This window comes from Tardiphaga robiniae (assembly GCF_013359755.1).
Taxonomy (GTDB): Bacteria; Pseudomonadota; Alphaproteobacteria; order Rhizobiales; family Xanthobacteraceae; genus Tardiphaga; species Tardiphaga robiniae.
Window position 1 is genome coordinate 214299 of the sequence record NZ_JABMCJ010000093.1, and the last position, 23957, is coordinate 238255.

The following is a 23957-nucleotide window of genomic DNA, read 5'->3' on the forward strand; positions in this document are numbered from 1 at the left end:
CCTTGCGCCTCAGACTTTCTCGAACGGCACCGAGATATCGCTCTTCGTCTCCAGCCATGCCGGCACCGGCAGGTTCTTGCTGCGCATGAAGTCGGGATTGAACAGCTTCGACTGATAGCGGCCACCGGAGTCGCAGAGAATGGTGACGATGGTCTTGCCCGGGCCCAACTCCTTTGCGAGGCGGATCGCGCCGGCGATGTTGATGCCGGTCGAGCCGCCGAGGCAGAGGCCTTCGTGCTGGAGCAAGTCATAAATGATGGCGACGGCTTCCTCGTCAGAGATCAGGAATGCAGTATCGACATGGGCTTTGGCTTGCTGCGCGATCGGCGTCACGCGCCCAAGCCCAATGCCCTCGGTGATCGATCCGCCGGGCGACGCGTTGGCCTCGCCGGTTTTGAAATACTCATACATGGCGGCGCCATGCGGATCGGCACAGCCGATCACCACACTCTTGTTCTTTTCCTTCAGATAGGTGCTGGTGCCCGCGAGGGTGCCGCCGCTACCCACGGCGCAGATAAAACCGTCGACCTTGCCATCCGTCTGCTGCCAGATCTCGGGTCCCGTCGAATCGTAATGCGCCTTGGCATTGTCGAGATTGTTCCACTGATCGCCGAACAGCACGCCGTTTGGTTCGGTCTTCCGGAGTTGCTCGGCGAGGCGCTTGCCCACATGCTGGAATTGATTCGGATTGGAATAAGGGACGACCGGTACCTCGATCAGCTCGGCACCGGCGAGCCGCAGCATGTCTTTCTTTTCCTGGCTCTGCGAGTCAGGGATCACAATGATGGTCCGATAGCCGCGCGCGCTTGCCACCACGGCCAGTCCAATGCCGGTGTTGAAGGTCATGGTGCTGAAATTCTTCGCTCGGGTTGTCGATCTCGCGGCGACCCTAGTGGAGGCCGCAGAGCCAGACAAGGGAAGGGTCTGGCCTCAAGATCTGGTGCTGCAGTGCGGAAAGTCCAGAGCGCGGGTTATGGGGCTTTTGCGAATACGACCTGGCGAACGTCGATATTCCCCGACAGGAAACCGGCCTCGCAATAGGCCAGGTAGTATTCCCAGAGCCGCCGGAACCGGTCGTCGAAACCGAGCGGCGTCAGGCTTGGCCAGGCCGCGCGGAAACTATCTCTCCAGGTCGCCAGCGTCTTGGCATAATCCAGTCCGAATATGCGTTCCTTGATGACAGGAACGCCGTATCTGGCCCCGAGGGATTTCAGGATTTCCGGCGACGGCAGCATGCCGCCGGGAAAGACGTAGCGCTGAATGAAGTCGACCTCGCGCCGATAGGTCTGGAAGAACTTGTCCTGGATCGTGATGGCCTGGATACCGATCAATCCGCCGGGCAGCAGCCGGTCGCGCAATTGTGAGAAATACTGCGGCCAGAACTGTTCGCCGACGGCCTCGATCATCTCGATCGAAGCGATGCGATCATACTGACCGCGTTCGTCGCGATAGTCCTGAAACTTGATCTCGACCTTGTCGCCAAGGCCCGCGTCCTGCATCCGCTTACGTGCGAAATCGCGCTGCTCGGTCGAGATGGTGAGACCGGTGACATGCGCGCCGTAGTTCTTCGCGGCATATTCGGCAAAGCCACCCCAGCCGCAGCCGATCTCCAACACCTTCTGTCCGGGCTTCAGATCGATTGCTTCTGCAAGCCGGCGATATTTGTTGTTTTGCGCGGCCGTGAGATCCTGCGTACCGTCTTCGAAAATCGCGGACGAATAGGTCATGCTCGGATCGAGCCACGCAGAATAGAACGCGTTGCCGATGTCGTAATGCGCGTAGATGTTCTTGCGAGCTTGCCGCTTGGTGTTGCGGTTGAACCAATGGCGAACGATCTGCACGAAGCGCATCAGCGGATTGTTGCCGAGCATCACCTGAATGAGATCGTGATTGACGCAGAACAGATACAGGAATTGCGTGAGATCCGGCGTGTCCCATTCGCGGTGTAGATAGGCTTCCGCGATGCCGATATCGCCGCCATTCACAAGACGCGACGCGAACGCATAGCTGGTGATCGTCATCTCCGCGGCAGGACCAGGTTCCATGCCGCCGAGGCGGACACGCCGGCCATCGGGAAGTGTCACGTCGAGCGTGCCGCGGCGCAGACGTGAGCCGAAGCCCAATGCCAGTCGGACGATGCGCGGCAGATCGGGCAGCGCCTTGTCGACATTTTCCGGAGTAAGAACGATCAGGTCAGACATGCGCAGATCCAGGGGAGTTCGTGGTTCTGTGTTCGCATTCAAGTCGCATGGATGGATGTGCCTGCCGCTCTTCTGTCGGTCGGGACCGCCCTTGTGCGTTGCGAAATCCGATGAACGCGCGGGCGATTTTACAGGAGTATAGGCGCGGCTTTGTTTACTCGCCAAGCCGGTATTTCTCGCATGGCTTGCTTCACACGACACCAGGCGTATGCACCCTTGATCCAATAACCAGTCTATGCGTCGCAGAACCTGGTGCGGTGCTCGCCCTGAATCTGGTCGAGGCGCTTTCGCGCCGCGAGCGCCCTGGCGTCATCGTCGGCAATGCCCTGCAAACGGTTCATCCAGGTCACGGTTGGCATCCCCAGCGGTTTTCAAAATGGCGCCGACGGCGCAGGTGAACGCAATCCGGATGTCAGCAACAAATGAACACATGAAATCTTCGTAAGCCTGACCTGCCGGCGCTTCTGTCAGGGACCAAAAAACCCCACAAAATCGGGAGAATCTGTGCAAATCCACTCATTTGCGGGCATCTAGCATTCGTGTCGCTTGCACGTTGCGACACGTAAGAACACTGTCCGCAGGATGATTGGGCCGCTAGAATGCGGGCTCGCTTCATTGACCAGCATCACCCGGTGAACGTGTCTCAGGCTGCATACTCCAACGCCCCGAATTTCGGCGCAAAGCGCGCGCGGCGGAGCCTTGTCCGGATGTTCGTGCGGTGAATCTCGTGTTCGCGAAAAAGATTGGGCGTTCGGTCGTCGCCTTTGCCGTTGCTGCCAGTTCGGCAGGCTGCATTTTGACCAAGGATCTGCCTGATCCGGCCCTCGATATTCCCGAGGGCTATAAGGCGGCACGGCTGGCCAATCCGAACGGCGCCACGCCGACACTGGACTGGTGGCGCGGCTTTCGCTCCAGGGAACTGACGCAGCTGATGGAGGAGGCCCAGACGGTCAACCTCGATATCGCTGCGGCAACATCGCGAATCATGCAGGCCGATGCGCAGGCACGAATCACCGGCGCAGCGCTGCTGCCCAGCGTGAGCGGCGGCGGGCAGGAGACCTATTCGCGGACCTCGGGCTCAAGCTCTAGTGGCCTAACCAATGGCGGCCGCGAGGTGGTGACCTATTCTGCCTCGCTCTCGGCCAGCTATGAGATCGACTTCTGGGGCAAGAACCGCGACGCGGCGCTGGCTGCGGAAGAAACCTCGACGGCCAATCGCTTTGACCGCGACGTGGTGGCGCTAACCACTATGGCGGCTGTCGCCAATGCCTATTTCCAGGTGCTGACCTCGCAGGACCGCATTCGCACAGCGGAGCGCAACATCGCCAGCGCGCAGCGTATCCTTGATGCGATCAAACAGCGCTTCAGTGCCGGCACCGGCACCGATCTCGATGTCGCGCAGCAGGAAAGCGTGCTGGCCAATCAGCGCGCTGCGGTGCCGCCGCTGCGGACCACGCTGGCGCAGAACGTCAATGCGCTCGCGACGCTAGTGTCCCGCCCCCCTGAAAGCGTGCGCGTGGCCGGCGGGTCGCTGAACAATATCGCAGCCCCGCGCGTCACGCCCGGCCTGCCGTCAGAGCTGTTAACCCAGCGGCCGGATATCCGCCGGCAGGAGGCGCAATTGGCCTCGGCCACGGCCAATGTTGGCAGCGCCCGGGCGCAGTTCTTTCCGAGTATCCAGTTGACCGGCTCGGGCGGTTATCAGAGCGCAGCGCTGGCCTCGCTGTTCCAACCCAATGCCGCCTTCTTCAGCCTCGTCGGCGGCCTGACACAGCCGATCTTCGATGGCGGGCGCATCCAGGGCAATTTCGAGCTGACCCAGGCACGGCAGGACGAGCTCCTGCAGACCTATCGCAAGACGGTCGTGCAGTCCTTTGCCGACGTGGACAACGCGCTGGTCGCGATTCGCCAGACCACCGAGCGGCTGCGGCTGCAGCGTGAGGTGGTCCGGGCGTCCCGGCGGGCCTTCGAGCTGTCCGAGCAGCAATTGCGCGCCGGAACCGCTGACATCGTAACTGTGCTAAACACCCAGCTGACGCTGTTCCAGGCGGAAGATGTCCTGTCGCAGGCGCAACTGGCGCGACTGCAGGCGATCATCAGCCTCTATCAGGCGCTGGGGGGCGGCTGGGAGCCGAAAATGGAAAGACCGGTCAATGCTCTTTAAGCCGGAGTTGAAAGAGGCCGCGAAAGCGACGGGCGATGGTGTCGCCAAGGTCGCCGGCAAGGCGCGCCGCCGTACTGTGTCGATCGCCGTGACGCTGCTGATCCTCGGCGGGCTCGGCTATATCGGCTGGAACGCCTTCCAGCAGCGTCAGACCGCCAACCACGGCGGTTTCCGGCCGGACATGATGACGGTGCCGGTGCTTGCGGCGATGCCGAAGATCCAGGACGTGCCGGTCTATCTCGATGGCGTCGGCTCGGTGAAGGCCTTGAACAACGTCACCGTGCGCGCGCAGGTCGACGGCAAACTGATCAAGGTCAATTTCAAGGAAGGTCAGGACGTCAAGGCTGGCGATGTGCTCGGCGAGATTGACCCGGTGCTCTACAAGGCACTGTACGATCAGGCTGTTGCGAAGAAGGCGCAGGACGAGGCGACGCTTGCCAATGCGCGGCTCGACCTGATCCGCTACCAGCAGCTCGCAACGTCAAACGCCGGCTCCAAGCAGCAGGCCGACACCCAGAAGTCTCTCGTTGCCCAGCAGGAGGCTCTGGTGAATGCCGATCAGGCTGCCATCGACAATGCCGCCGCAACGCTGAGCTACACCAAGATCATCGCGCCGCTCTCTGGCCGGGCCGGCCTGCGTCAGGTCGATCAGGGCAACATCATCCACGCGTCCGATACCACGGGCCTCGTGGTGATCACGCAACTGCAGCCTATCGCAGTACTGTTCAGCCTGCCGCAGCAGCAAATCGTTCGCGCCAACGCCGCTGCTGCCAAGGGCACGCTGATGGTCGATGTGTTCGGCAATGACGGCGTGACCGTCATCGACACCGGTACGCTCACCGGCATCGACAATCAGGTCGATACAACCACCGGCACAGTGAAGCTGAAGGCCGAATTCCCGAACCCGAATTATCAGCTCTGGCCCGGTCAGTTCGTCAATGTGCGGCTGAAGGTCGAGACCCTGAAGGATGCGATGGTGGTGCCGACCTCGGCCGTACAACGCGGTCCCGCCGGTACGTTCAGTTACGTGATCGAGGAGGGCGACATCGTCAAGGCGGTGCCGGTCACCGTAACGCAGCAGAACGAGACCACGGCCGTCATCGCCAAGGGCCTGTCGGCGACCGAGCGTGTTGTCACCACGGGCTTTGCCAATCTCGCAGAAGGATCGAAGGTGTCTGTCGGCACCAACGATCAGGAGCCGACCGCCGACTTGGCACCACGTAAGCGTGGCGGGGGCAAGGGCAATGATGCTGGCGAGCGTCGTGGCAAGCGCGGCCAGAATTCAGGTGGTGCGGGTGGCCAAGGCAATCCGCAGGCACCGATTGGCCAGACGCCGCCTCCAGCCAGCCCGAGCGCTGCGCCATCGGGAGCGAAGTAGCCATGATGTTCGCACGATCGATCGCCTGAGTTGATGACTTCTATACCAAAGAGCGCACAGTCATGAGCGTCTCGGAACCCTTCATCCGCCGGCCCATCGCGACGTCGTTGCTCGGCATCGCATTGTTGATCGGTGGCGCGCTTGGCTATTTCGGGCTTCCGGTGTCGGCGCTGCCGCAGGTCGATTTCCCGACCGTGCAGGTCTCGACGCAATTGCCGGGCGCGAGCCCCGAAGTGACAGCGTCGCTGATCACCGCGCCTCTGGAGCGTCAGCTCGGACAGATTCCGTCGCTGTCATCGATGACCTCGACGAGCTCGTTCGGCGTCAGCCAGATATCACTGCAATTCGATCTCAACCGCGATATCGATGGCGCGACCCAGGACGTGCAGGCGGCGATTAATGCCGCCGCCGGTGTGCTGCCGAAGAACCTGCCATACCCGCCGGTCTACGCGAAGGTCAATCCGGCCGACGCGCCGGTGATGACATTGGCGCTGACCTCGGACACCATCTCGCTGCGATCGATGAGCGACCTGTCCGATACATTGCTGGCGCAGCGGCTCAGCCAGATTTCGGGTGTCGGCAAGGTTGCCGTGCTTGGCGGCTTGAAGCCAGCGGTGCGGGTGCAGGCGGATCTGGCGCGGCTCGCTGCCTACGGCATCGCGATGGAAGATCTGCGCGCAGCGATCGCCGGCGCCAATGTGTCGGGTCCCAAGGGCTCGCTCGACGGAGCGCAGCAAGCTTACACCATCGCAGCGAACGACCAGATCGCGGCGGCGGATCAGTATCGGCCGATCATTATCGCTTATCGCAACGGATCCCCTGTCACCATCGGCGACATTGCGCAGATCGTCGACGGGCTGGAAAACGACCGTACTGGCGGTTGGTATCAAGGCACGCCAGCGGTGATCATCGAGATCCAGCGCCAGCCCGGCGCCAATGTTATCGAGGTCGTTCGCCAGATCCGCGAGGAAATTCCGAAGGTTCAGCGGTCCATGCCCGCCGGCGTCAAGCTAACCATTGTCAGCGATCGCACTGTGACGATCCGCGCCTCCGTGCATGACGTGCAATTCACGCTGGTCCTGTCCGTCATCTTGGTGACGCTGGTGGTGCTGCTGTTCCTCCGGTCGCTGCGTGCAACGCTGATTGCCGGCGTAGCGCTGCCGCTGTCGCTGATCACGTCCTTCGGCGTGATGTATTTCGCCGGCTTCAGTCTCGACAATCTCAGCCTGATGGCGCTGACCATCGGCACCGGCTTTGTCGTCGACGACGCCATCGTGATGATCGAGAACATCGTCCGCCACATGGAAGAGGGCGAAAGCCCGATGGAAGCGGCGCTGGCGGGCGCGAAGGAAATCGGCTTCACGGTGATCTCGCTGACGGTGTCGCTGATCGCTGTCTTCATCCCGCTGCTATTCATGTCCGGCCTCGTTGGCCGCATGTTCCGCGAATTCGCGATGACGCTGACCATTGCCGTGGTGATGTCCGCCGTGGTCTCGCTGACGTTGACGCCGATGATGTGCTCGCGGCTTTTGAAGCACACCAAGGATGAATGGCAGGTGCCCGGTCTCGGCGCCGTCAGCCGCGGTATCGACCGGATGGTGGCGTTTTATCATCGCACGCTGCTGTGGGTGCTGCAGCATCAGCCGGCGACGCTGGTCGTCACGTTCCTGACCATCGTCGCAACGCTGGGTCTCTATGTCATCGCCCCCAAGGGCTTCCTGCCGCTGCAGGACACGGCCTCGATTACTGCGGTGACGGAAGCCGGCGCCGACGTGTCCTTCACGGAAATGCAGAGCCGGCAGGGCGCGGCAGCCGCAGCAATCCAGAGCGATCCGGATGTTACCGGCATCATCTCTGTGATCGGCGGCGGCTCGGTCAATCCGACCACCAATGTCGGCCGGCTGGTGATGACCCTGAAGCCGCGCGGCGAGCGCAAGGACGACATGAACGCCGTGATCGCGCGGCTCAAGGATCGCGTCGCCGCGATCCCTGGCATGACCGTGTATTTCCAGCCCGTCCAGGACATCCAGATCAGTACGCAGAGTAGTCGCTCGCAATATCAATACACGTTGACCGGGACTGATGCGGCCCAGGTGACCGAGTGGTCACAGAAGCTGGTTGCTGAATTGCGCCGCGATCCGATGTTTCGAGACGTATCCTCGGAAGCCCAGACCGGTGGATTGCGAGCCTCGCTCGACATCAACCGGCAGCGTGCCGGTCAGCTCGGCGTCAATCTACAGGGCGTCACCGACACGCTGAATGACGCCTTCGCGCAGCGCCAGATTTCGACCATCTACGGTCAGGCCAATCAGTACCGCGTTGTGCTGGAAGCATTGCCGTCGCAGCAGCGCGATCCCGATGTGCTGTCGAAACTGTATCTGCCCGGTGCGGCAGGCGCGCAGGTGCCGCTGTCTGCCGTAGCCACATTGACGCGTACCACGGCGCCACTGGCGATCTCGCATCAGGCGCAATTCCCCGCGATCTCGCTCAGCTTCAACCTCGGGCCTAACGAGGCGCTCGGCGATGCGGTCGACGAAGTGAAGAAGATCGAGACCCGGATCGGCATGCCGACCAGCATTGTCGGGATGTTCTCCGGCGATGCTGCGGAATTCTCCAAGTCGCTGTCAGGGCAGCCCTGGCTGATCCTCGCGGCGCTGGTGACGATCTATATTGTGCTCGGTGTGCTCTATGAGAGCTACATTCATCCGATCACCATTCTCTCGACGCTGCCGTCCGCCGGTGTCGGTGCGATCCTGGCCCTGATGCTGACCGGGCAGGACCTGTCGGTGATCGGCCTGATCGGCATCATCCTCCTGATGGGCATCGTCAAGAAGAACGCGATCATGATGATCGACTTCGCACTGGATGCCGAGCGGAATCGTGGCATGGCGCCCGAAGCCGCCATCGTGGAAGCCTGCCTGCTGCGATTCAGGCCTATCATGATGACGACGCTGGCGGCGCTGTTCGGCGCATTGCCGCTGGCGATCGAAAGTGGCACCGGCGCAGAGCTGCGCTTCCCGCTCGGTGTCTCGATCATCGGCGGTCTGCTGCTCAGCCAGATACTGACGCTCTACACCACGCCGGTGATCTATCTGGCGCTGGATCGCATCAACCGCCGGTTCGAGAAGAGTGTGCCGCCCGTTGCGGGTGCAGCCGGAACGGCGGGAGCAGGGGGGCCGCCCTAGTGGCTTCCATCTCCATCTCAGCGCCATTCATCATGCGGCCGGTCGGCACCACGTTGCTGGCGATCGGACTGTTTCTTCTCGGCGTCGTCGCCTATCACTTCCTGCCGGTCGCCGCGACACCCAATGTCGATTTTCCGATGATCCGCGTACAGGCGTCGCGCCCGGGCGCCGATCCGTCGATCATGGCGGCGACCGTCGCAGCGCCCCTAGAACGACGTCTGGGCATCATTGCCGGCCTCGATCAGATCACCTCAACGAGTTCGCTGGGCTCGACCAGTATTCAGTTGCAGTTCGCCATCGGCCGCGATGTCGATCGCGCCGCGCGTGACGTGCAAGCCGCGATCAATGCGTCGATGGCCGATCTGCCAACCGATCTTCCGACACTGCCTACGTTCCGCAAGGCCAACCCGTCCGCCGCGCCTGTCTTCATTCTCGCTTTGACGTCGCCAACCATGTCGGCCTCCGCGATCTACGACGTCGCCGATACCGTGATCGTACAGCGGCTGTCGCAGGTGCCGGGGGTCGGCGAAGTCACTGCCAGCGGCGCCGACCAGCCCGCGGTGCGCATCCAGCTCAATCCGGTCGCGCTGTCGAATGCCGGGATAGCCACCGACGACGTGCGCACCGCCATCGTCAATGCCAATCCGCTTGGTCCTGTCGGCATCTTCCAGGGATCGCGGCAGAGCGAGACGATCTCGATGAATCCGCAGATGCGCACGGCGGAAGAATTTCGCGAGATCATCGTCAAGAGTTCAAACGGTAATTATCTGCGGCTGTCTGATGTCGCCGATGTTCAGGATGCGACGCGCAACAGTCGCTCGGTTGCCTGGTTCAACAAGCAGCCGGCGGTGCTCATCCAGATCACCAAACAAGGCGACGCCAATGTCATCGACACCGTCGATCGCGTGAAAGCGCTGATCCCCGATCTGAAACAATGGATTCCCGCGGGGATCGAGATTTCGGTTCTGACCGACCGCACGGGTACCATTCGCGCCTCGGTCGAGGACATGGAGTGGACGCTATTTGCCACGGCCGTACTGGTGATGGCCGTGGTGTTCCTGTTCCTGCGTCGTGGCACGCCCACCATCGCGGCCGGCGTCTCGGTGCCGCTGGCGCTGGCCGGTACCTGCGTCGGCATGTGGCTGGCCGGCTTCTCGATCAACAACCTGTCGCTGATGGCGCTGGCGATCTCTGTCGGCTTCGTGGTCGACGACGCCATCGTCATGATCGAGAACATGTACCGCAATCTTGAAGAGGGCATGGCGCCGATGCAGGCGGCGCTCGGCGGCGCCAGGCAGATCGGCTTCACGGTGCTGTCGATCAGCCTGTCGCTGATCGCCGCCTTCATCCCGCTAATCTTTATGGATGGTCTGGTCGGCCGATTGCTGCGCGAATTCTCTTTGACGCTGACATTCTCGATTGTCGTCTCGACGCTGGTATCGCTGACGGTGACACCGATGATCTGTGCGCAATATATCAAAAGCGGTCTGTCGAGCACCGAGACCCGTTTCGACCGTATCGTCGAAGGCACGCTGTCACGCGTCGTGGCGTTCTATGAACGCACGCTGCATGTGGTGCTGGGTTTTCCACTCCTGACGCTGTTGGTGTTCTTCGCCACCATCGCGCTGACGGTCACACTCTACATCAAGACGCCGAAAGGTTTTTTCCCGAACGACGACAGTGGCTTCGTGATCGGCGCAACGCGCGCATCGGCCGATGTCTCGTTTCAGGCGATGCTCGGATTGCAGCAGCATATGGCTGATCTCGTGCTGAGCGATCCCGGCGTGGCCAGTATCGGTTCGTCGCTTGGCGGCACTGGCGGGCCGGGCGGCGGCGGCGCCAACCGGGGCACCATGTTTATCGCCTTGAAACCACCAGAGGAGCGCAACGGAGCGTCGACCGAAGACGTCATCAACCGGTTGCGTCCGAAGCTCAGCGCGGTCCCCGGTATCCGTCTCTTCATGTTTGCTGCCCAGGATCTGCGTGCCGGCGGGCGCCAGAGCGACTCCAACTATCAATACACGCTGACCTCGACCAATCTCGATCTCCTGCAGAAATGGGCACCGCTGGTCGGCAAGCGGCTGGAGAGCGTTGAGGGCATCACCGACGTGTCGAGCGACCGCGATCCCGGCGGATTGCAATTGACGCTGACCATAGACCGCAAGATGGCATCGAGCCTCGGCGTCAAGGTGCAGGACATCGATAACGCGCTCAACAACGCGTTCTCGCAGCGACAGATCTCGACGATCTACACCCAGCGCAACCAGTATAAGGTGGTGCTGGAAATCGATCCGAAATTCCAGAACGATCCGTCCGATCTCGATCGCATCTATGTCGCGGGTCTGAATGGGTCGCAGGTGCCGCTGTCGGCGGTTGTGCGCATGTCGCGCACGTTGTCGGCGCTGGCGGTGTTCCACTCGCAGGGGTTCCCGTCGACGACGGTGTCGTTCAACACGCTACCTGGCGTGCAGCTCGATGCCGTGACAGGCAACATCCAGCGCGCGGTCGACGAACTGCATATGCCGGAAGGAATCCGGGGCGGCTTCGATGGCAATGCCGGTGACTTCAGCAAGACCACGGGGCGGCAGCCGCTGCTGATCCTCGGCGCGCTCATCGCAATGTATATCGTGCTCGGGGTGCTCTATGAGAGCCTGGTGCATCCTCTGACTATCATCTCGACGTTGCCCTCGGCGGGGCTCGGCGCATTGCTGGCGTTGCAGATCACCAACACGCCGCTGACCGTGATCGCCTTCGTCGGGATCATTCTCCTCATCGGCATCGTCAAGAAGAACGGAATCATGATGGTCGACTTCGCCATCGAGGCGGAGCGGCATCGCGGACTGTCGCCCGCCGAGGCGATCTTCGAGGCCTGCACCGTGCGCTTCCGCCCAATCCTGATGACGTCATTGGCCGCGGTGTTCGCCGCGATCCCGCTGGTCATCGCGACCGGGCCGGGCACGGAACTGCGCCGCCCGCTGGGCATCACCATCATCGGCGGGTTGTTCGTCTCGCAGGTGCTGACGCTTTACACCACGCCGGTGATCTATCTCCTGATCGACCGGCTGCGTAACCGCTTCCGCCCGGCACCGCTACCTGCGCCTGCCGAATAGCAAAAATCCGAGCGTCACGGCGGTTGAAGCCTCGGGCCACGCGGCGTATAGCGGGCAATGTCCAAGAAATCAGATCTGCAAGCCGCTGAGGTCGCTGAAGCGATCCCGGAATGTCCGCATTGCCACAAGCCGATGCCGCTGTGCATCTGCGACAGCATTACGCCCATCGACAACAAGATCGAGCTCCTGATCCTGCAGCATCCGCAGGAGCAGGACAGGGCGCTGGGCACCGCCCGCGTCGCGGCGCTTCATTTCAAGAAGGCCACGGTCAAGATCGGCCTGTCCTGGCCGAGCCTCGCCAAGGCGCTGGGCAAGCCGGTCGCGGATCCCGCGCGTTGGGCGATCCTCTATCTCGGCTCGGCCAAGGTCACCGATTACGAGACTGACCGGGATATCCTCGCCATCGACCGCAAGGGTCAGGCTGAGGAAAACCAGCGCGCATTGCTGAAAGACATCCAGGGCATCGTGCTGCTCGACGGCACCTGGAGCCAAGCCAAGGCGCTGTGGTGGCGCAATGCCTGGATGCTGAAATGCCAGCGCGTGATCCTCGGACCGGCCAAACCGTCGCTTTACGGCAAGCTGCGCCGCGAACCGCGCAAGGACGGCCTGTCGACCATCGAAGCCGCGGGGATGTTGCTGGCCAGCCTCGAACGGAAGCCGGAGATCGAGACCACGCTGAACGAGGCTTTCGAGCGGATGCTGGCGAAATATCGCGAAGCCCAGACCGTCATGCCGGAACTGGCGCCAAAGCCCAAACCCAAGCGCGACTGGCGGCGTAAGAAGCACGCCTGATCGCGTTCGGTTTTGATTGATCCCGGCCTATCGGCTGCTGGGCGGCGGACCGACGCCGGCTTCACGCTCGTCACTCGATGATGACGGTCTGACGAGCGACGGAAACGGATTGCGGAACAGTCCGCCGCGAGCTTCTTCCACGACGGGTGCGGGAGGCGGTGCCGGGGCTGCAGCCTGCGGCGGCACCACTGGAACCGGCAGCTTCTCGCACTTCAGGGAGTAGACCAACTGGCCGTCGGCGGTCCGGCCGATCGGCGCGCAGGGATCGGTGCGGGCCGGAACGGGCGGTTTGGCCTGGGCCCAGCCTGGCGAGGTCATCAGCAACGTTGCGATCAAGACCCGGATGTTCATCGTGCCCCCTAGGGTTGGCAGGATGCTACGATCAATACTCCAATCTTGCCAAGCGAAGTGTTGCAGCGCACCACTCATAGCAGTCGCGCCCGATCGCGGGTCTGGCAGGCTAAGTTATTGATTGGATTGATGGAGGCCACGTCGGGAATCGAACCCGAATAAACGGTTTTGCAGACCGGCGCGTAACCATTCCGCCACATGGCCCCATAGCGGGTTAGTTACAGACCGTTCGCCATTTAGGCAATGCCCGGCTGAAATCTTTCATGGGGTCCGACATACCGACACAAGATCAGCAGGAGGCCTGCCAGCCATCCGGAAACGGAATCAGCGGCCAGGGGCCGTCATTGTCGTTCGCAGCGGTCGGAATCGGGGCGAAGAACATTTCCTGGCTGCGCAGATCGTCCCGCACATCGGCCTCGATTTCGGCTCGGACTGTCTCCAGCAGATAGTCAAATTCGGCTTCGCTCATCTTTTAGCTCCCTGTCTTGGGAGCAATCTGACGCAAAGCCTTTGTTGGGCTGTTGAATGGATCGTTCAAATTGTACCGATCCACACGCGAGGCCCGTCATGGTTACCGGGACGTTTACCTCACTGGATCAATGGCGTGGCTCGCGAACGCCGATCAAGCATCGCCGACGGTAACATTAAACTGTCTGGGCTGTAACGGGTGTGTCTGTCTCCAGGAGCGTATCCAGCATCTTGCGGCCCCTGGTGCTGGCCTGCATCAGGGGATCCGCCTTGAAGGTCGATTTCAGGAAGCTCGATACCGCGCGGATGCGCGGCACGAATTGCAGATCGTTATGGACGTTGATCCACAGCTCTCGCGTGGTGGACAGCTTGTCGTGCAGCACCGGGATCAGGTCGGGGCGACGCGCCGTTGCAAAACTTGGCAGCAGTACAAGCCCAATGCCGCCGGCCGCAGCGTTCATCTGCGCGCACATGCTGTTGGAATGGAACGAAACCGGCGGGCTCTTGATGATGTCATCGAGCCAGCGCACGGAGTCGAGCTGGATCTGGTCGTCGATATAGGTGACGAAGCTGTGCTTTGTGAGTTCGGATGGGCTCTTCGGCACGCCATGCGCGTCGAGATACTCTTGCGACGCATAGAGCCCGAGCTGAAAGCAGCCGATCCGCTCGGACACCATGCCCTGACCGGTCGGGCGGAAGAAGCTCAGAAACAGATCGGCCTCGCGCCGGTTCACCGAGACGCTCTGCGGTGACGTCAGCAGCTCGACGGTCAGGTCGGGATGCTGTTTGCGCAATTCGACGAAGCGGTAGGCGAGGTAGAGCGAGGCGATGCCTTCCATCGTGGCAAGACGGACCCGGCCAGCCATACGGCTGCCGCCGCATTGCACGTCTTCCCGCATGGCGATCACGGCGCTCTCGATCCGCTCGGCATGGCAGAGCAGGCGGTCGCCGGTCTCGTTGACCTTCAGTCCGGACGGCAATCGCTCGAACAGCGCCACACCCAGCGTGCTCTCGAGATGCGCGATGCGGCGACTGATGGTGGATTGATCGACCCGGAGGCGCTTGGCCGCACTGCCAAGGCTGCCGCCGCGCGCCGCGTGAATGAAGACCTTGAGGTCGTCCCAATCGAGCGATTTGAAGTTTTCCATGCAGAGTTAACAGCAAGAGCTGTGCCAGCACGCGCTACTGGGACGCCTTGTCGCGGTGGAAAAGCCAGTCTGCAAGGCCCTTTGCAGGATTGTCTATACCCCGTGCGATCCGAAGCAACCTAGCCTGACGGGAACAAAGAACGATCCGTCTCTCTCGCTTTGCGGACGCAGCGCTGCCGGAAGTCCGGGTTCAGCGAGTGACCATGAATGAGGCTCTTGCGATGATCTCGCAGGCACCACGAGAGTCGCGACGGCATGCCGTTCCAGAAGCTCAATTTCGCGGGGGCCAGCCCCCATCGCAGCTCACCGGCCAATGGCGGCGGTGATCGAACCAGAAGGGTGTGTCATGCAGTTTGACCGTCGACAGCTTTTGCTCGGGGGAGTCGGCACTGCCGCGGGCCTCATGCTTCCAGGCAGCGCGTTCGCGCAATCGCCGGCGACGATCGGCACATTTCCGGAAGGCGTCACTGCGGATTCGGTCTTCGTCGGTCTGACCATACCGCTCACCGGTGTGTTCTCGGGCGACGGCGGAGATCTCAAGCTCGGCTATGAACTGGCCATCGCGCAGATCAATGCCGGCGGCGACATCGCGCAGAAGTGGGGCCTCAAGGGCAAGGGCGTGCTCGGCCGGCAGATCAAGTACAAGGTCTCCGACACCGAAGGTAAGCCCAACCTCGACGTGCAGAGCGCGACGCAGTTCATCCAGCGCGACAAGGCGATCATGGTGTCGGGCTCGGTGTCATCAGCCAGCGCCATCGCGCTCGAAGAACTCGGTTCGCGCGAGAAGGTGCTGTACATGGTCGGCATCGCCGGCTCCAACGACATCACTGGCAAGAACTGCCAGCGCTACGGCTTCCGCTCGCAGCAGAACGCTTACATGGCCGCGAAAGCGATGGCGCCCGTCGTCGCCAAGGCGCTCGGCAAGAACGTGAAGTCGGCCTTCCTCGTGCCTGACTACACCTATGGCCATACCGTCTATGACAGCTTCGCCAAGTTCTCGGCGGAGCAGGGCTGGAAGCAAGTCGCCAAGGAAGTCGTGCCGCTCGGCACCACCGACTATTCGTCGGCGCTCCTGAACATCGCCAATAGCGGCGCGGACGTATTCGTCAACATCGCCTTCGGCGGCGATGCGGTCGCTTCGACCAAGCAGGCCGAACAGTTCGGCGTGCTCAAGCGCATGAAGCTTGTGGTGCCGAACCTGTCCTCGTTTCAGGACAAGGAGCTCGGCGCCGAGCTGATGCAGGGCGTCTATGGCAGCTGCGACTTCTGGTGGGGACTGCAGGACACCTATCCGCTCGCCAAGACCTTCGTCGAGAGCTTCGTGGCGCAGAACAAGTACTATCCGCGCTGGGGCGCGCATATCGGCTACATGCAGACCTATCTGTGGGCGATGTCGGTCGAACGCGCCGGTACGTTCAATCCGGTCGATGTGATCAAGGCGATGGAGAGCTCCAAGGTGCAGCCTTACGAGACGACCATCGGCAAGGTCTATTTCCGCGCCGAAGATCACCAGATGGTGCGGCCGATCCCGATCCTGCGCGGCAAGAAGCCGTCCGAGATGAAGAACAAGGAAGACTTCTACGAGATCGTCGATATTGCGGATGGCGAGAGCGTGATGAACGCGCCGGACTTCTTCGGCTGCAAGCTCGGCCCCTACACCTAAGGATCACCATGCCAAGCTGGCCCGTCCTCATCTCCCAGGCCTTTAATGGCCTGGCCCTCGGCACACTGCTGGCCCTCGTCAGTAGCGGGCTGACGATCATCCTGGGCACGCTTGGCGTCCTCAACTTCGCTCACGGCGCGCTGTTCGCCGTGGGCGCCTATGCCGCTTTCGTCCTGCTGCAATACACGTCGTCTTTCGTGCTCGCGATCGTCGTCGGCTGCGGCTTCATGCTGGTGCTCGGCTTCTTGCTGGAACGCATCATCATCCGTTATTTCTACGACCGGCCGCATGAGGATCAGATCCTTGTCACTTACGGCGTGGGCATCGTGCTCGTCGAATGCGTGCGTGCAGCCTTCGGCGGCAATGCGCAGCGTGTGCCGGTGCCGTCCTGGGGGCAGGGCGCGACCCAGATGGGCTTCCTGATCTATCCGACTTATCGCCTGCAACTGATCGCCATCATTGCCGGGCTGCTGCTCAGTCTCTATCTCGTGCTCTATCGCACCTCGATGGGCCTTGTGGTTCGCGCCGGCATCGAGAATCCCGGCATGGTCGGCATCCTCGGCATCAATGTGCGCCGCGCCTTCCTGCTGGTCTTCGCCATCGGCGTTGTCGCCGTCGGTCTCGCCGGCATGCTCTATGCGCCGGTCGTGGCCGTGACGCCGGACATGGGCGCCAATTTCATGGCGCAGTCTTTCGTGGTCATCGTGCTCGGCGGCCTCGGCTCGTTCCCGGGCGCAGTCATCGGCGGCCTGATCGCGGGCGAGATCATCAGCCTGACCAGTGCTTTCAACTCGTCCTATTCGGAAGTGATGCTCTACGCGCTGATGGCGGTGCTGCTGATCATGCGCCCGCAAGGCCTGTTCGGTTCGGAAGGCCGCGCATGATGCGTCCTCGTTCCGGCGGCTTGCGGGGCTGGCTTCCCGAACTCGCGGTGCTGTGCACGCTGATCGTGGCACCCATCGTGTTCCCGCATCTCGGTTTCTCGACAGATCTGCTGACACGCGTGCTGAACTGGGGCCTGATCGGCCTCGGCTTCGACATCCTGTTCGGTCTCACCGGTCTGCTGTCGTTCGGGCAGGCGGCATTCTTCGGCGTCGGCGGTTTCGTCAGCGCCTATCTGCTGGTGTCCCACACCGTCGACAGCGTCTGGCTGGCGCTGGCGATCGGCACCGTCGCAGCCGGCCTGTTCGGCCTCCTGGTCGGCTGGTTCGCCGTGCGCCGTATCGGCATCTATTTCACAATGATTACGCTGGCCTTCGGCCAGATGGCCTATTTCATCGAGAATTCGCCGCTGTCGGAGTACACCGGCGGCGAGAACGGAATCCCCGGCGTGCCGGTGCCGGTGCTCGGCTTCGGCGCCAATGCGATCCGCATCAGCGCGGGCATGCCGATGTATATCTTGTTCGCAGCGATCTTCTTCCTCGGCTACGTGCTGGCGCGCCGCATCGTCGGCTCGCCGGTCGGCGCGATCCTGCTGGCGATCAAGGAGAACACCGGCCGCGTCGCGATGCTTGGCCATAACGTGCCGGCCTACAAGCTGACGGCCTTTGTCATCGCCGCGCTCTATGCCGGTCTTGCCGGCGGTCTGCTCGGCTCGTTCCAGAGCTACATGCCGCCGGATGCGTTCTCGCTGGAGACGTCGGGACAACTCGTAGTTCAGACCATCGTCGGCGGCGCCGGCACGCTGATCGGTCCGCTGGTCGGCGCGGCCGTCTGGCTGTGGCTTCGCGACAATCTGCAGCTCATTCCGGGCTTTGCGATCCTGTGGAAGCTGGTGCTCGGCATCGCTTTCATCATTCTGGTGATCGGCCTGCGCCGCGGCATCTGCGGCGAGATCGCCCATTGGTGGAACGAACGCCGTAATCTGGCTGCCGCACGGGCGGCCGAGGCCAAAACCGAAACCATCGAAGCCCACAATACAGATCCAATCACCAAACCTGTGGCACCGCCCAAGGATGTCAGGCTGACCCTTGCTGAGCCCACGACGGGCGACAGCGACATTGCACTCGAAGCCCGGTCTCTGGCGCGGCACTATGGTGGCCTCAAAGCCGTCGATGGCGTCTCGTTCAAGGTTCGCCGCGGCTCGATCCATGCGGTGATCGGCCCGAATGGCGCCGGCAAGAGCACGCTGTTCAAGATGCTGCTTGACGAGGTCAGCCCGTCCTCCGGTGAAGTCTTGTTGTTCGGCGAGAAGGTCACGGGTGTCGGCGTCAGCCGCGCGGCGCAGCTCGGCATCGCCAAAAGCAACCAGCTCAATCAGCTGTTTCCCAACCTGTCGGTGCGCAAGAACCTGCGGATCGCGGCACTGGCACGCCGTCGCGGCCCGATGCGCTTTGACCTGTTGCGCGGAGCCGGCAGCATTCCCGACGTCGAGGAGCAGATCGTCTCGATCCTCGGCCTGCTCAATCTCGTCGAACGCGCCGATACGCCGGCACATATTCTGGCCTACGGCGAAAAGCGCCGGCTCGAAATCGGCATGGCGCTGGCGACCAGCCCGAACGTATTGCTGCTTGACGAACCGCTGGCCGGCATGAGCCCGGCAGAACGCCTCGCGACCTGTGCCTTCATTCGCGATATCGGGCGCTCGCGAACCGTGGTCATCGTCGAGCACGATCTCGACGCCATCTTCGAACTCGCCGAGCGCATCACCGTGCTCTATGAGGGCCGGCTGCTGGCGGATGGCACCGCCGACGAGATCCGGCGCAATCCGGCCGTGCAGGACGCCTATCTGGGAGGGCTGCACGCGCATGAGCCTGCTTGAAGTCGACAAGATCAATACGCTGTATGGCGATTCCCACGTGCTGTTCGACCTGTCGATCCGGGTCGAGCAGGGCGAGGTCGTGGCACTGCTCGGCCGCAACGGCGCGGGCAAGACCACGACGCTGCGCTCGATCATGGGCGTGCTGTCACCGCGCAGCGGCCATATCCGTCTTGATGGCAAATCCATCGAGGGCCTGCCGCCCTCGGCCATCGCCGGCATGGGCGTCCAGCTTGTGCCCGAAGAGCGCGCCATTTTCGGCGGCTTGACGGTCGAGGAAAACCTGCGCATCGCAGCGCTGACGGCGCCGAATGCCTGGTCCTACGATCGCATCTACGACGTGTTTCCGCGCCTCAAGGAGCGCCGCAAATCGGCCGGACGCACGCTGTCGGGCGGCGAGCAGCAGATGCTGGCGATTGCCCGCGCGTTGATCCGTGATGCACGCATCATCCTGCTGGACGAGCCGTTCGAGGGCCTGGCGCCGCTGATCGTGCGTGATCTCGTCGAGGTCTCACGCAATCTCGCCGCCGAGGGCCGCACCATGATTGTGGTCGAGCAGAACGTTGCGGCGGCATTGAGCTTCGCCAATCGCGTTTATGGGCTCAATAACGGCCACGTGGTGTTCGAAGGCACGCCGGCGGACCTCAACGCCAGCCCCGACCTGATGCGGGACTTCCTCGGCGTCGGAATGTGATTCCCTGGATATCATCCCCGGGGACGAGGTCCCCGGCTGCCTGATTCCCTAGATTTCGATCGGCACCGCGAGGCGCCCGATCAGGAGCGCCACCTCATCGAGGTGATCGCTGTCATGCGCCTCGACGGCTTCGGCGAGCCGGGTGACGCATTCGTCATCACTGATAAAGGGCAGGGAGTTGAGATCGGTCGGAAGCGCGCGGTCGGTGTGCGTGGCTGGCATCGGTCACCTCGTTCGATTCGGAACTTGTTCAACGTCGCAACGGGCAGTCTTGCGGTGCAATAAGACTAAATAGCGACACGGTTGGAAAGATTATTCTTCGCCCGCATGCGACATGGGCCCGGTGAGAACGGGCCGAGCATCAAGAAAATCCCGTAACATGAGGCTTTTTCGGAGTTTTCCCCGATTGGCGGCCTCTATGGGAAGAGGTGCATTTCCTGCTTTCCAAGCGCGGATCGCTTTGTTATACGCTGCGGCCTGCGAACAAGCTTCGCACGTTCCCTGGTAGCTCAGCGGTAGAGCATTCGACTGTTAATCGAATGGTCGCTGGTTCGAATCCAGCCCGGGGAGCCAAACATCCTTCCGCAAAAATGGCTGCCAGAAACCGCGCTCGGGACCGCCTCGATAGCGCATTGGCTGCTGTGTTTTTACGAACCTTGCATCCCGCTGTGCGCTGCCGTAATTCCTGCAAAAGGAACTTCCAGCCGTTTGCAAGGGATTGCTCATGTCCGACTTTTCGACCGCACGCCAGAAGATGGTTGATGGTCAGGTGCGTCCCAGCGACGTCACCGATTTGCGCATCATTGACGCCATGCTTGCGGTGCCGCGCGAGGAGTTCGTTCCTGCCAGCCAGCGCGCCATGGCCTATCTGGACCTCGACCTGGAGGTCGCCCCGAATCGCTTTCTAATCAAGCCGGTGGTGCTGGCGCGGATGCTGCAGGCCTCCGACGTAAAGGCGACCGACAAGGTTCTGGTGGTTGGTTGCCCCACGGGCTATGCGGCCGCCGTGATCGCCCAGTTTGCCGGGCAGGTCACCAGCGCGGCCGGCATGGCGGCTGATGGCGATGCCGCGAACGGCCCCTATGATCTGATCGTTCTGGCCGGCGCGACGGAAATCGTCCCGACGAGGCTCTACAAGCAGCTGGCACCCGGCGGGCAACTTGTGGGCGTATTCGCCCTGACCAAGCCCGCCCGCGCCGTGATCGTGACCCATTCCCACGAGGATTTTGGCTCCCGCCCGCTGTTCGATGCTACCGCGCCAGTTCTGCCGGGCATGGAAAAGCTCCCGGCATTCGTTTTCTAGGGCTGACTGTCCGCCTTATCGGGCATCGGGGCACCGCTAATATCGCCAGCGGTAATTACAAGTGTGGCTTGGATGTCCCATTCGCCAAGTTTTCACTGTCAAGTTTCCACGAGAGGTTCCGTCTCGCCAATGCGAGGAATATGGTGAGTGGAGACTCGCTAACGGACATCATCTGTTCGGTCGCCATAAGTATGCGCCCGGATCAGTGAACGGCATGAATGGATTACCAAGAATGGGCGGCGTAAAAGCTCTCACCGGTGCTGCAGCTGCGGCCCTTTTGCTGGCATTTGCCGGAGCGTCACCCGTTCTGGCTGACACGATCGAAGCGGCGTTGGTTCGCGCTTATCAGAACAATCCTCAATTGAATGCCCAGCGCGCTTCGGTGCGCGTCACTGACGAGAACGTGCCGCAGGCTTTGTCGGGTTATCGGCCGAGGGTCGCTATCACCGCGAGCGGCGGCTATCAGTACACGGACGCGGTCAACAGCATTGCAGGTACTGCGACCGCAATTCACGGCGTGCAGGTTCCCCGCGCCGTTGGCGCGACCATCACTCAGAATGTGTACAACGGCCAGCAGACTGCAAACCGTACCCGAGCTGCCGAAAGCCAGGTATCGTCCGCACGCGAAGGCCTGCGCGTGCTGGAACAGTCAGTGTTGCTTTCCGCCGCGACTATCTACATGGATTACCTGCGCGACGCGGCCACCGTCGAGGTTCAGCGCAGCAACGTGCGTGTGCTCGAGCAGACGCTGAAGCAGACCCGCGACCGGTTCAATGTCGGCGAAGTCACGCGCACCGACGTGGCGCAGTCCGAGGCGCAGCTCGCCGCCGGCCGTACGCAGTTGCTGAGCGCCGAATCGACGCTGACGACCACGCGCTCGAATTTCCGCCGCATTATCGGCAACGAGCCGGTGGCTTTGCAGGCAGGTTCGCCAGTCGACCGCTTTCTGCCCGCCACGCTACCTGCCGCTATCGAGCTCGGCCTCACTGAAAATCCGAGCGTGACCGCAGCAATGTTCGGGGTCGACATCAGTTTCCTGAACACCAAGGTCAACGAAGGCGCACTGTTTCCAACAGTGACGCTGACGGCCAACATCCAGCAGGGTTGGGAACAGTCGATCTCGCAGCCGCGCGGTCTGACGGCGTCAGGCATCGCCCAGGTGTCGGTCCCGGTTTACCAGGGCGGCGGCGAATATTCGCTGATCCGTCAGTCCAAGGAAACGCTCGCGCAGCAACGCCTCGCTCTCGACCAGACGCGCGATCAGGCGCGCGCGAGCGTCGTGCAGGCCTGGGGTCAGTTGCTGGCGGGTAGGGCGCAGGTCTCGTCCGCACAGGCACAGGTGCAGGCTTCCGAAATTGCGCTGAACGGCGTTCGCGAAGAAGCCAAGGCCGGCCAGCGCACCACGCTCGACGTGTTGAATGCCCAGCAGGCGCTGGTGAACGCGCGCGTCGCGCTTGTCACGGCGCAGCATGATCGTGTGGTGGCATCATACTCGGTGCTCAACGCAGTTGGCCGTCTGTCACCGATGGTGATGAAGCTGAACACCAATGTGTATGACCCCAGCGTGCACTATCATCAGGTGCGCGATAGCTGGGTCGGCGTGCGTACGCCCGACGGACGCTAACGCGCTCGGATATCACCTGATATCGTGTCGAAAGGGCCGCTTGTGCGGCCCTTTGCTTGCAATCAATTTGTCCGATGACGTACCGTTTGCATTGCTGGCTTAGCGATTCGGAATGCCTCTCCTAATTCCTTGGGCATTTCCCGCGCGACAGCTGGTGGTCAGGCCTCGCTTGATCTTGGGGACAAGTCAGGCTTGCGCGCTGAATCGAACGGTCGTCAAAACGACAACCCGCAAATTCAGCCTCGTCTGGTGTAAAATATTGACGAGAGCGTTGATGATGCGGAGTCGGACATGACGCAACCTGCAAAGGTCCAGGAGCCCTCGATGGAGGAGATTCTGGCGTCGATCCGACGTATCATCGCCGACGACGAAGCGAAGCCGGCCGTCGCCGAAGTTGCTCCTCCGCCGCCGCCCAAGCCAGCTCCTGCACCCAAGCCTGCTGCGATGACAGACATCCCGCCGTCGGCGATTCCTGCCGCGCAGGCTGCTGCCGCCAAAGCACCGCCTCCAGCCCCGAAGCTCGCGCCACCGCCGCCGGAGCCTGCTGCCTCCAACAGCCAGGACGACATCGACGCGATGTTGGCCAGCTTGGAAGCCGCGACCACCGAGGAAGAGGTGCGCCCGGCGCAGCCCGACGGTGATGTGTTCGAACTGACCGACGAGATGGTGGTCGCCGACCCCGAGCCGGAACCCGCATTCCAGCATGTCGAGCCGGATGACGACCTCGAATTCGCCGAAGCTGTCGCTGCCAGCAGCCAACGACCCGCACCGCGCTTCGACCCGCCGTCCTATGATCCGCCCCCGGTCGCACCGCAGCAGCAGATCCTGTCACACAGCACCGTGTCGTCCGTGGAGTCGGCCTTCAATGCGCTGGCCAATACGGTCCTGAGCAACAACGCGCGGACCCTTGAGGATCTCGTCAAGGAGATGCTGCGTCCGATGCTGAAGTCCTGGCTGGACGACAACCTGCCGGGCCTCGTCGAGCGCATCGTCAAGGCTGAGATCGAGCGCGTCTCGCGCGGCGGCGGCCGCTAAGCCCGCGAGACAGGCAACGACGGCCTTTCAGGGCCTTCGTTTGGCCCTCCGGGGTGGTTAAACAGCCCTATATGTTGACTTGA

General features: G+C 62.2%; 17 protein-coding genes, 2 tRNA genes and 1 pseudogene. 13 read left to right on the forward strand and 7 right to left on the reverse strand.

From position 1 onward, the window contains the following. Nucleotides 1-9: 9 nt before the first annotated feature. A pseudogene (locus tag HP556_RS25245) lies at nt 10-837 on the reverse strand (cysteine synthase A); the annotation flags it as partial. Between the two features lie 134 nt (nt 838-971). Then, the gene (locus HP556_RS25250) at nt 972-2201 is read right to left on the reverse strand and encodes an SAM-dependent methyltransferase (protein ID WP_093758543.1); all 1230 of its coding nucleotides are present in this window, start codon (nt 2199-2201) and stop codon (nt 972-974) included. 718 nt (nt 2202-2919) lie between these two features. On the opposite strand from HP556_RS25250, the gene HP556_RS25255 reads away from it, so the two are divergent. From HP556_RS25255 to HP556_RS25275, 5 genes are all read left to right on the forward strand, one after another. After that, the gene (locus tag HP556_RS25255) at nt 2920-4365 is read left to right on the forward strand and encodes an efflux transporter outer membrane subunit (RefSeq protein WP_175368993.1); all 1446 of its coding nucleotides are present in this window, start codon (nt 2920-2922) and stop codon (nt 4363-4365) included. Then, nucleotides 4355-5743 carry an efflux RND transporter periplasmic adaptor subunit gene (locus HP556_RS25260; protein WP_175368994.1) on the forward strand — a complete coding sequence of 463 codons (1389 nt, stop codon included), beginning with the start codon at nt 4355-4357 and terminating at the stop codon, nt 5741-5743. The genes HP556_RS25255 and HP556_RS25260 overlap by 11 nt, the downstream gene beginning before the upstream one ends. Nucleotides 5744-5805: 62 nt before the next feature. Next, on the forward strand, nt 5806-8928 hold the full coding sequence (locus tag HP556_RS25265; protein ID WP_175368995.1) for an efflux RND transporter permease subunit: 3123 nt from the start codon (nt 5806-5808) through the stop codon (nt 8926-8928). A gap of 32 nt (nt 8929-8960) precedes the next feature. Further along, nucleotides 8961-12038 carry an efflux RND transporter permease subunit gene (locus tag HP556_RS25270; protein ID WP_175369133.1) on the forward strand — a complete coding sequence of 1026 codons (3078 nt, stop codon included), beginning with the start codon at nt 8961-8963 and terminating at the stop codon, nt 12036-12038. Between the two features lie 57 nt (nt 12039-12095). Further along, a complete protein-coding gene (locus HP556_RS25275) occupies nt 12096-12830 on the forward strand; it encodes a tRNA-uridine aminocarboxypropyltransferase (RefSeq protein ID WP_175368996.1) in 735 nt (244 codons plus the stop codon). A 27-nt stretch (nt 12831-12857) separates the two neighbouring features. On the opposite strand, the gene HP556_RS25280 is transcribed toward HP556_RS25275, so the two are convergent. From HP556_RS25280 to HP556_RS25295, 4 genes are all read right to left on the reverse strand, one after another. Then, nucleotides 12858-13181, reverse strand: coding sequence for a hypothetical protein (locus tag HP556_RS25280; RefSeq protein WP_175368861.1), 324 nt, complete (start codon nt 13179-13181; stop codon nt 12858-12860). A gap of 130 nt (nt 13182-13311) precedes the next feature. Continuing rightward, nucleotides 13312-13385, reverse strand: a tRNA-Cys gene (locus tag HP556_RS25285). A gap of 85 nt (nt 13386-13470) precedes the next feature. Continuing rightward, entirely contained in the window at nt 13471-13650 is a 180-nt protein-coding gene (locus tag HP556_RS25290) for a hypothetical protein (protein WP_068736432.1), read from the reverse strand. Nucleotides 13651-13825: 175 nt separating this feature from the next. Continuing rightward, nucleotides 13826-14797 (reverse strand): LysR family transcriptional regulator, encoded by a 972-nt coding sequence (locus HP556_RS25295; RefSeq protein WP_175368997.1) that lies wholly within the window; start codon nt 14795-14797, stop codon nt 13826-13828. Between the two features lie 346 nt (nt 14798-15143). Between HP556_RS25295 and HP556_RS25300 the strand changes: the two genes are divergently transcribed. From HP556_RS25300 to HP556_RS25315, 4 genes are read left to right on the forward strand one after another with little or no spacing between them, the layout of a single operon-like run. After that, the gene (locus HP556_RS25300; protein ID WP_175368998.1) at nt 15144-16460 is read left to right on the forward strand and encodes an ABC transporter substrate-binding protein; all 1317 of its coding nucleotides are present in this window, start codon (nt 15144-15146) and stop codon (nt 16458-16460) included. A gap of 8 nt (nt 16461-16468) precedes the next feature. Next, on the forward strand, nt 16469-17344 hold the full coding sequence (locus HP556_RS25305) for a branched-chain amino acid ABC transporter permease (RefSeq protein ID WP_175368999.1): 876 nt from the start codon (nt 16469-16471) through the stop codon (nt 17342-17344). Next, a complete protein-coding gene (locus HP556_RS25310) occupies nt 17341-19221 on the forward strand; it encodes a branched-chain amino acid ABC transporter ATP-binding protein/permease (protein WP_175369000.1) in 1881 nt (626 codons plus the stop codon). Before HP556_RS25305 ends, HP556_RS25310 begins: the two co-directional genes overlap by 4 nt. Continuing rightward, nucleotides 19208-19912, forward strand: a complete 705-nt coding sequence (locus HP556_RS25315) for an ABC transporter ATP-binding protein (protein ID WP_093758551.1) — start codon at nt 19208-19210, stop codon at nt 19910-19912. Before HP556_RS25310 ends, HP556_RS25315 begins: the two co-directional genes overlap by 14 nt. 48 nt (nt 19913-19960) lie before the next feature. Here the strand turns inward: HP556_RS25315 and HP556_RS25320 are convergent, their stop codons facing one another. Then, nucleotides 19961-20134 (reverse strand): hypothetical protein, encoded by a 174-nt coding sequence (locus HP556_RS25320; RefSeq protein ID WP_170849674.1) that lies wholly within the window; start codon nt 20132-20134, stop codon nt 19961-19963. 276 nt (nt 20135-20410) lie between these two features. Between HP556_RS25320 and HP556_RS25325 the strand changes: the two genes are divergently transcribed. From HP556_RS25325 to HP556_RS25340, 4 genes are all read left to right on the forward strand, one after another. Next, nucleotides 20411-20485, forward strand: a tRNA-Asn gene (locus HP556_RS25325). A 151-nt stretch (nt 20486-20636) separates the two neighbouring features. Further along, nucleotides 20637-21215, forward strand: coding sequence for a protein-L-isoaspartate O-methyltransferase family protein (locus tag HP556_RS25330; RefSeq protein WP_175369001.1), 579 nt, complete (start codon nt 20637-20639; stop codon nt 21213-21215). 232 nt (nt 21216-21447) lie between these two features. After that, nucleotides 21448-22839: a TolC family outer membrane protein gene (locus tag HP556_RS25335; protein WP_175369002.1), complete on the forward strand. Its 1392-nt coding sequence runs from the start codon at nt 21448-21450 to the stop codon at nt 22837-22839. A gap of 291 nt (nt 22840-23130) precedes the next feature. Further along, nucleotides 23131-23874, forward strand: a complete 744-nt coding sequence (locus tag HP556_RS25340; protein WP_175369003.1) for a PopZ family protein — start codon at nt 23131-23133, stop codon at nt 23872-23874. The last annotated feature ends 83 nt before the right edge of the window (nt 23875-23957 follow it).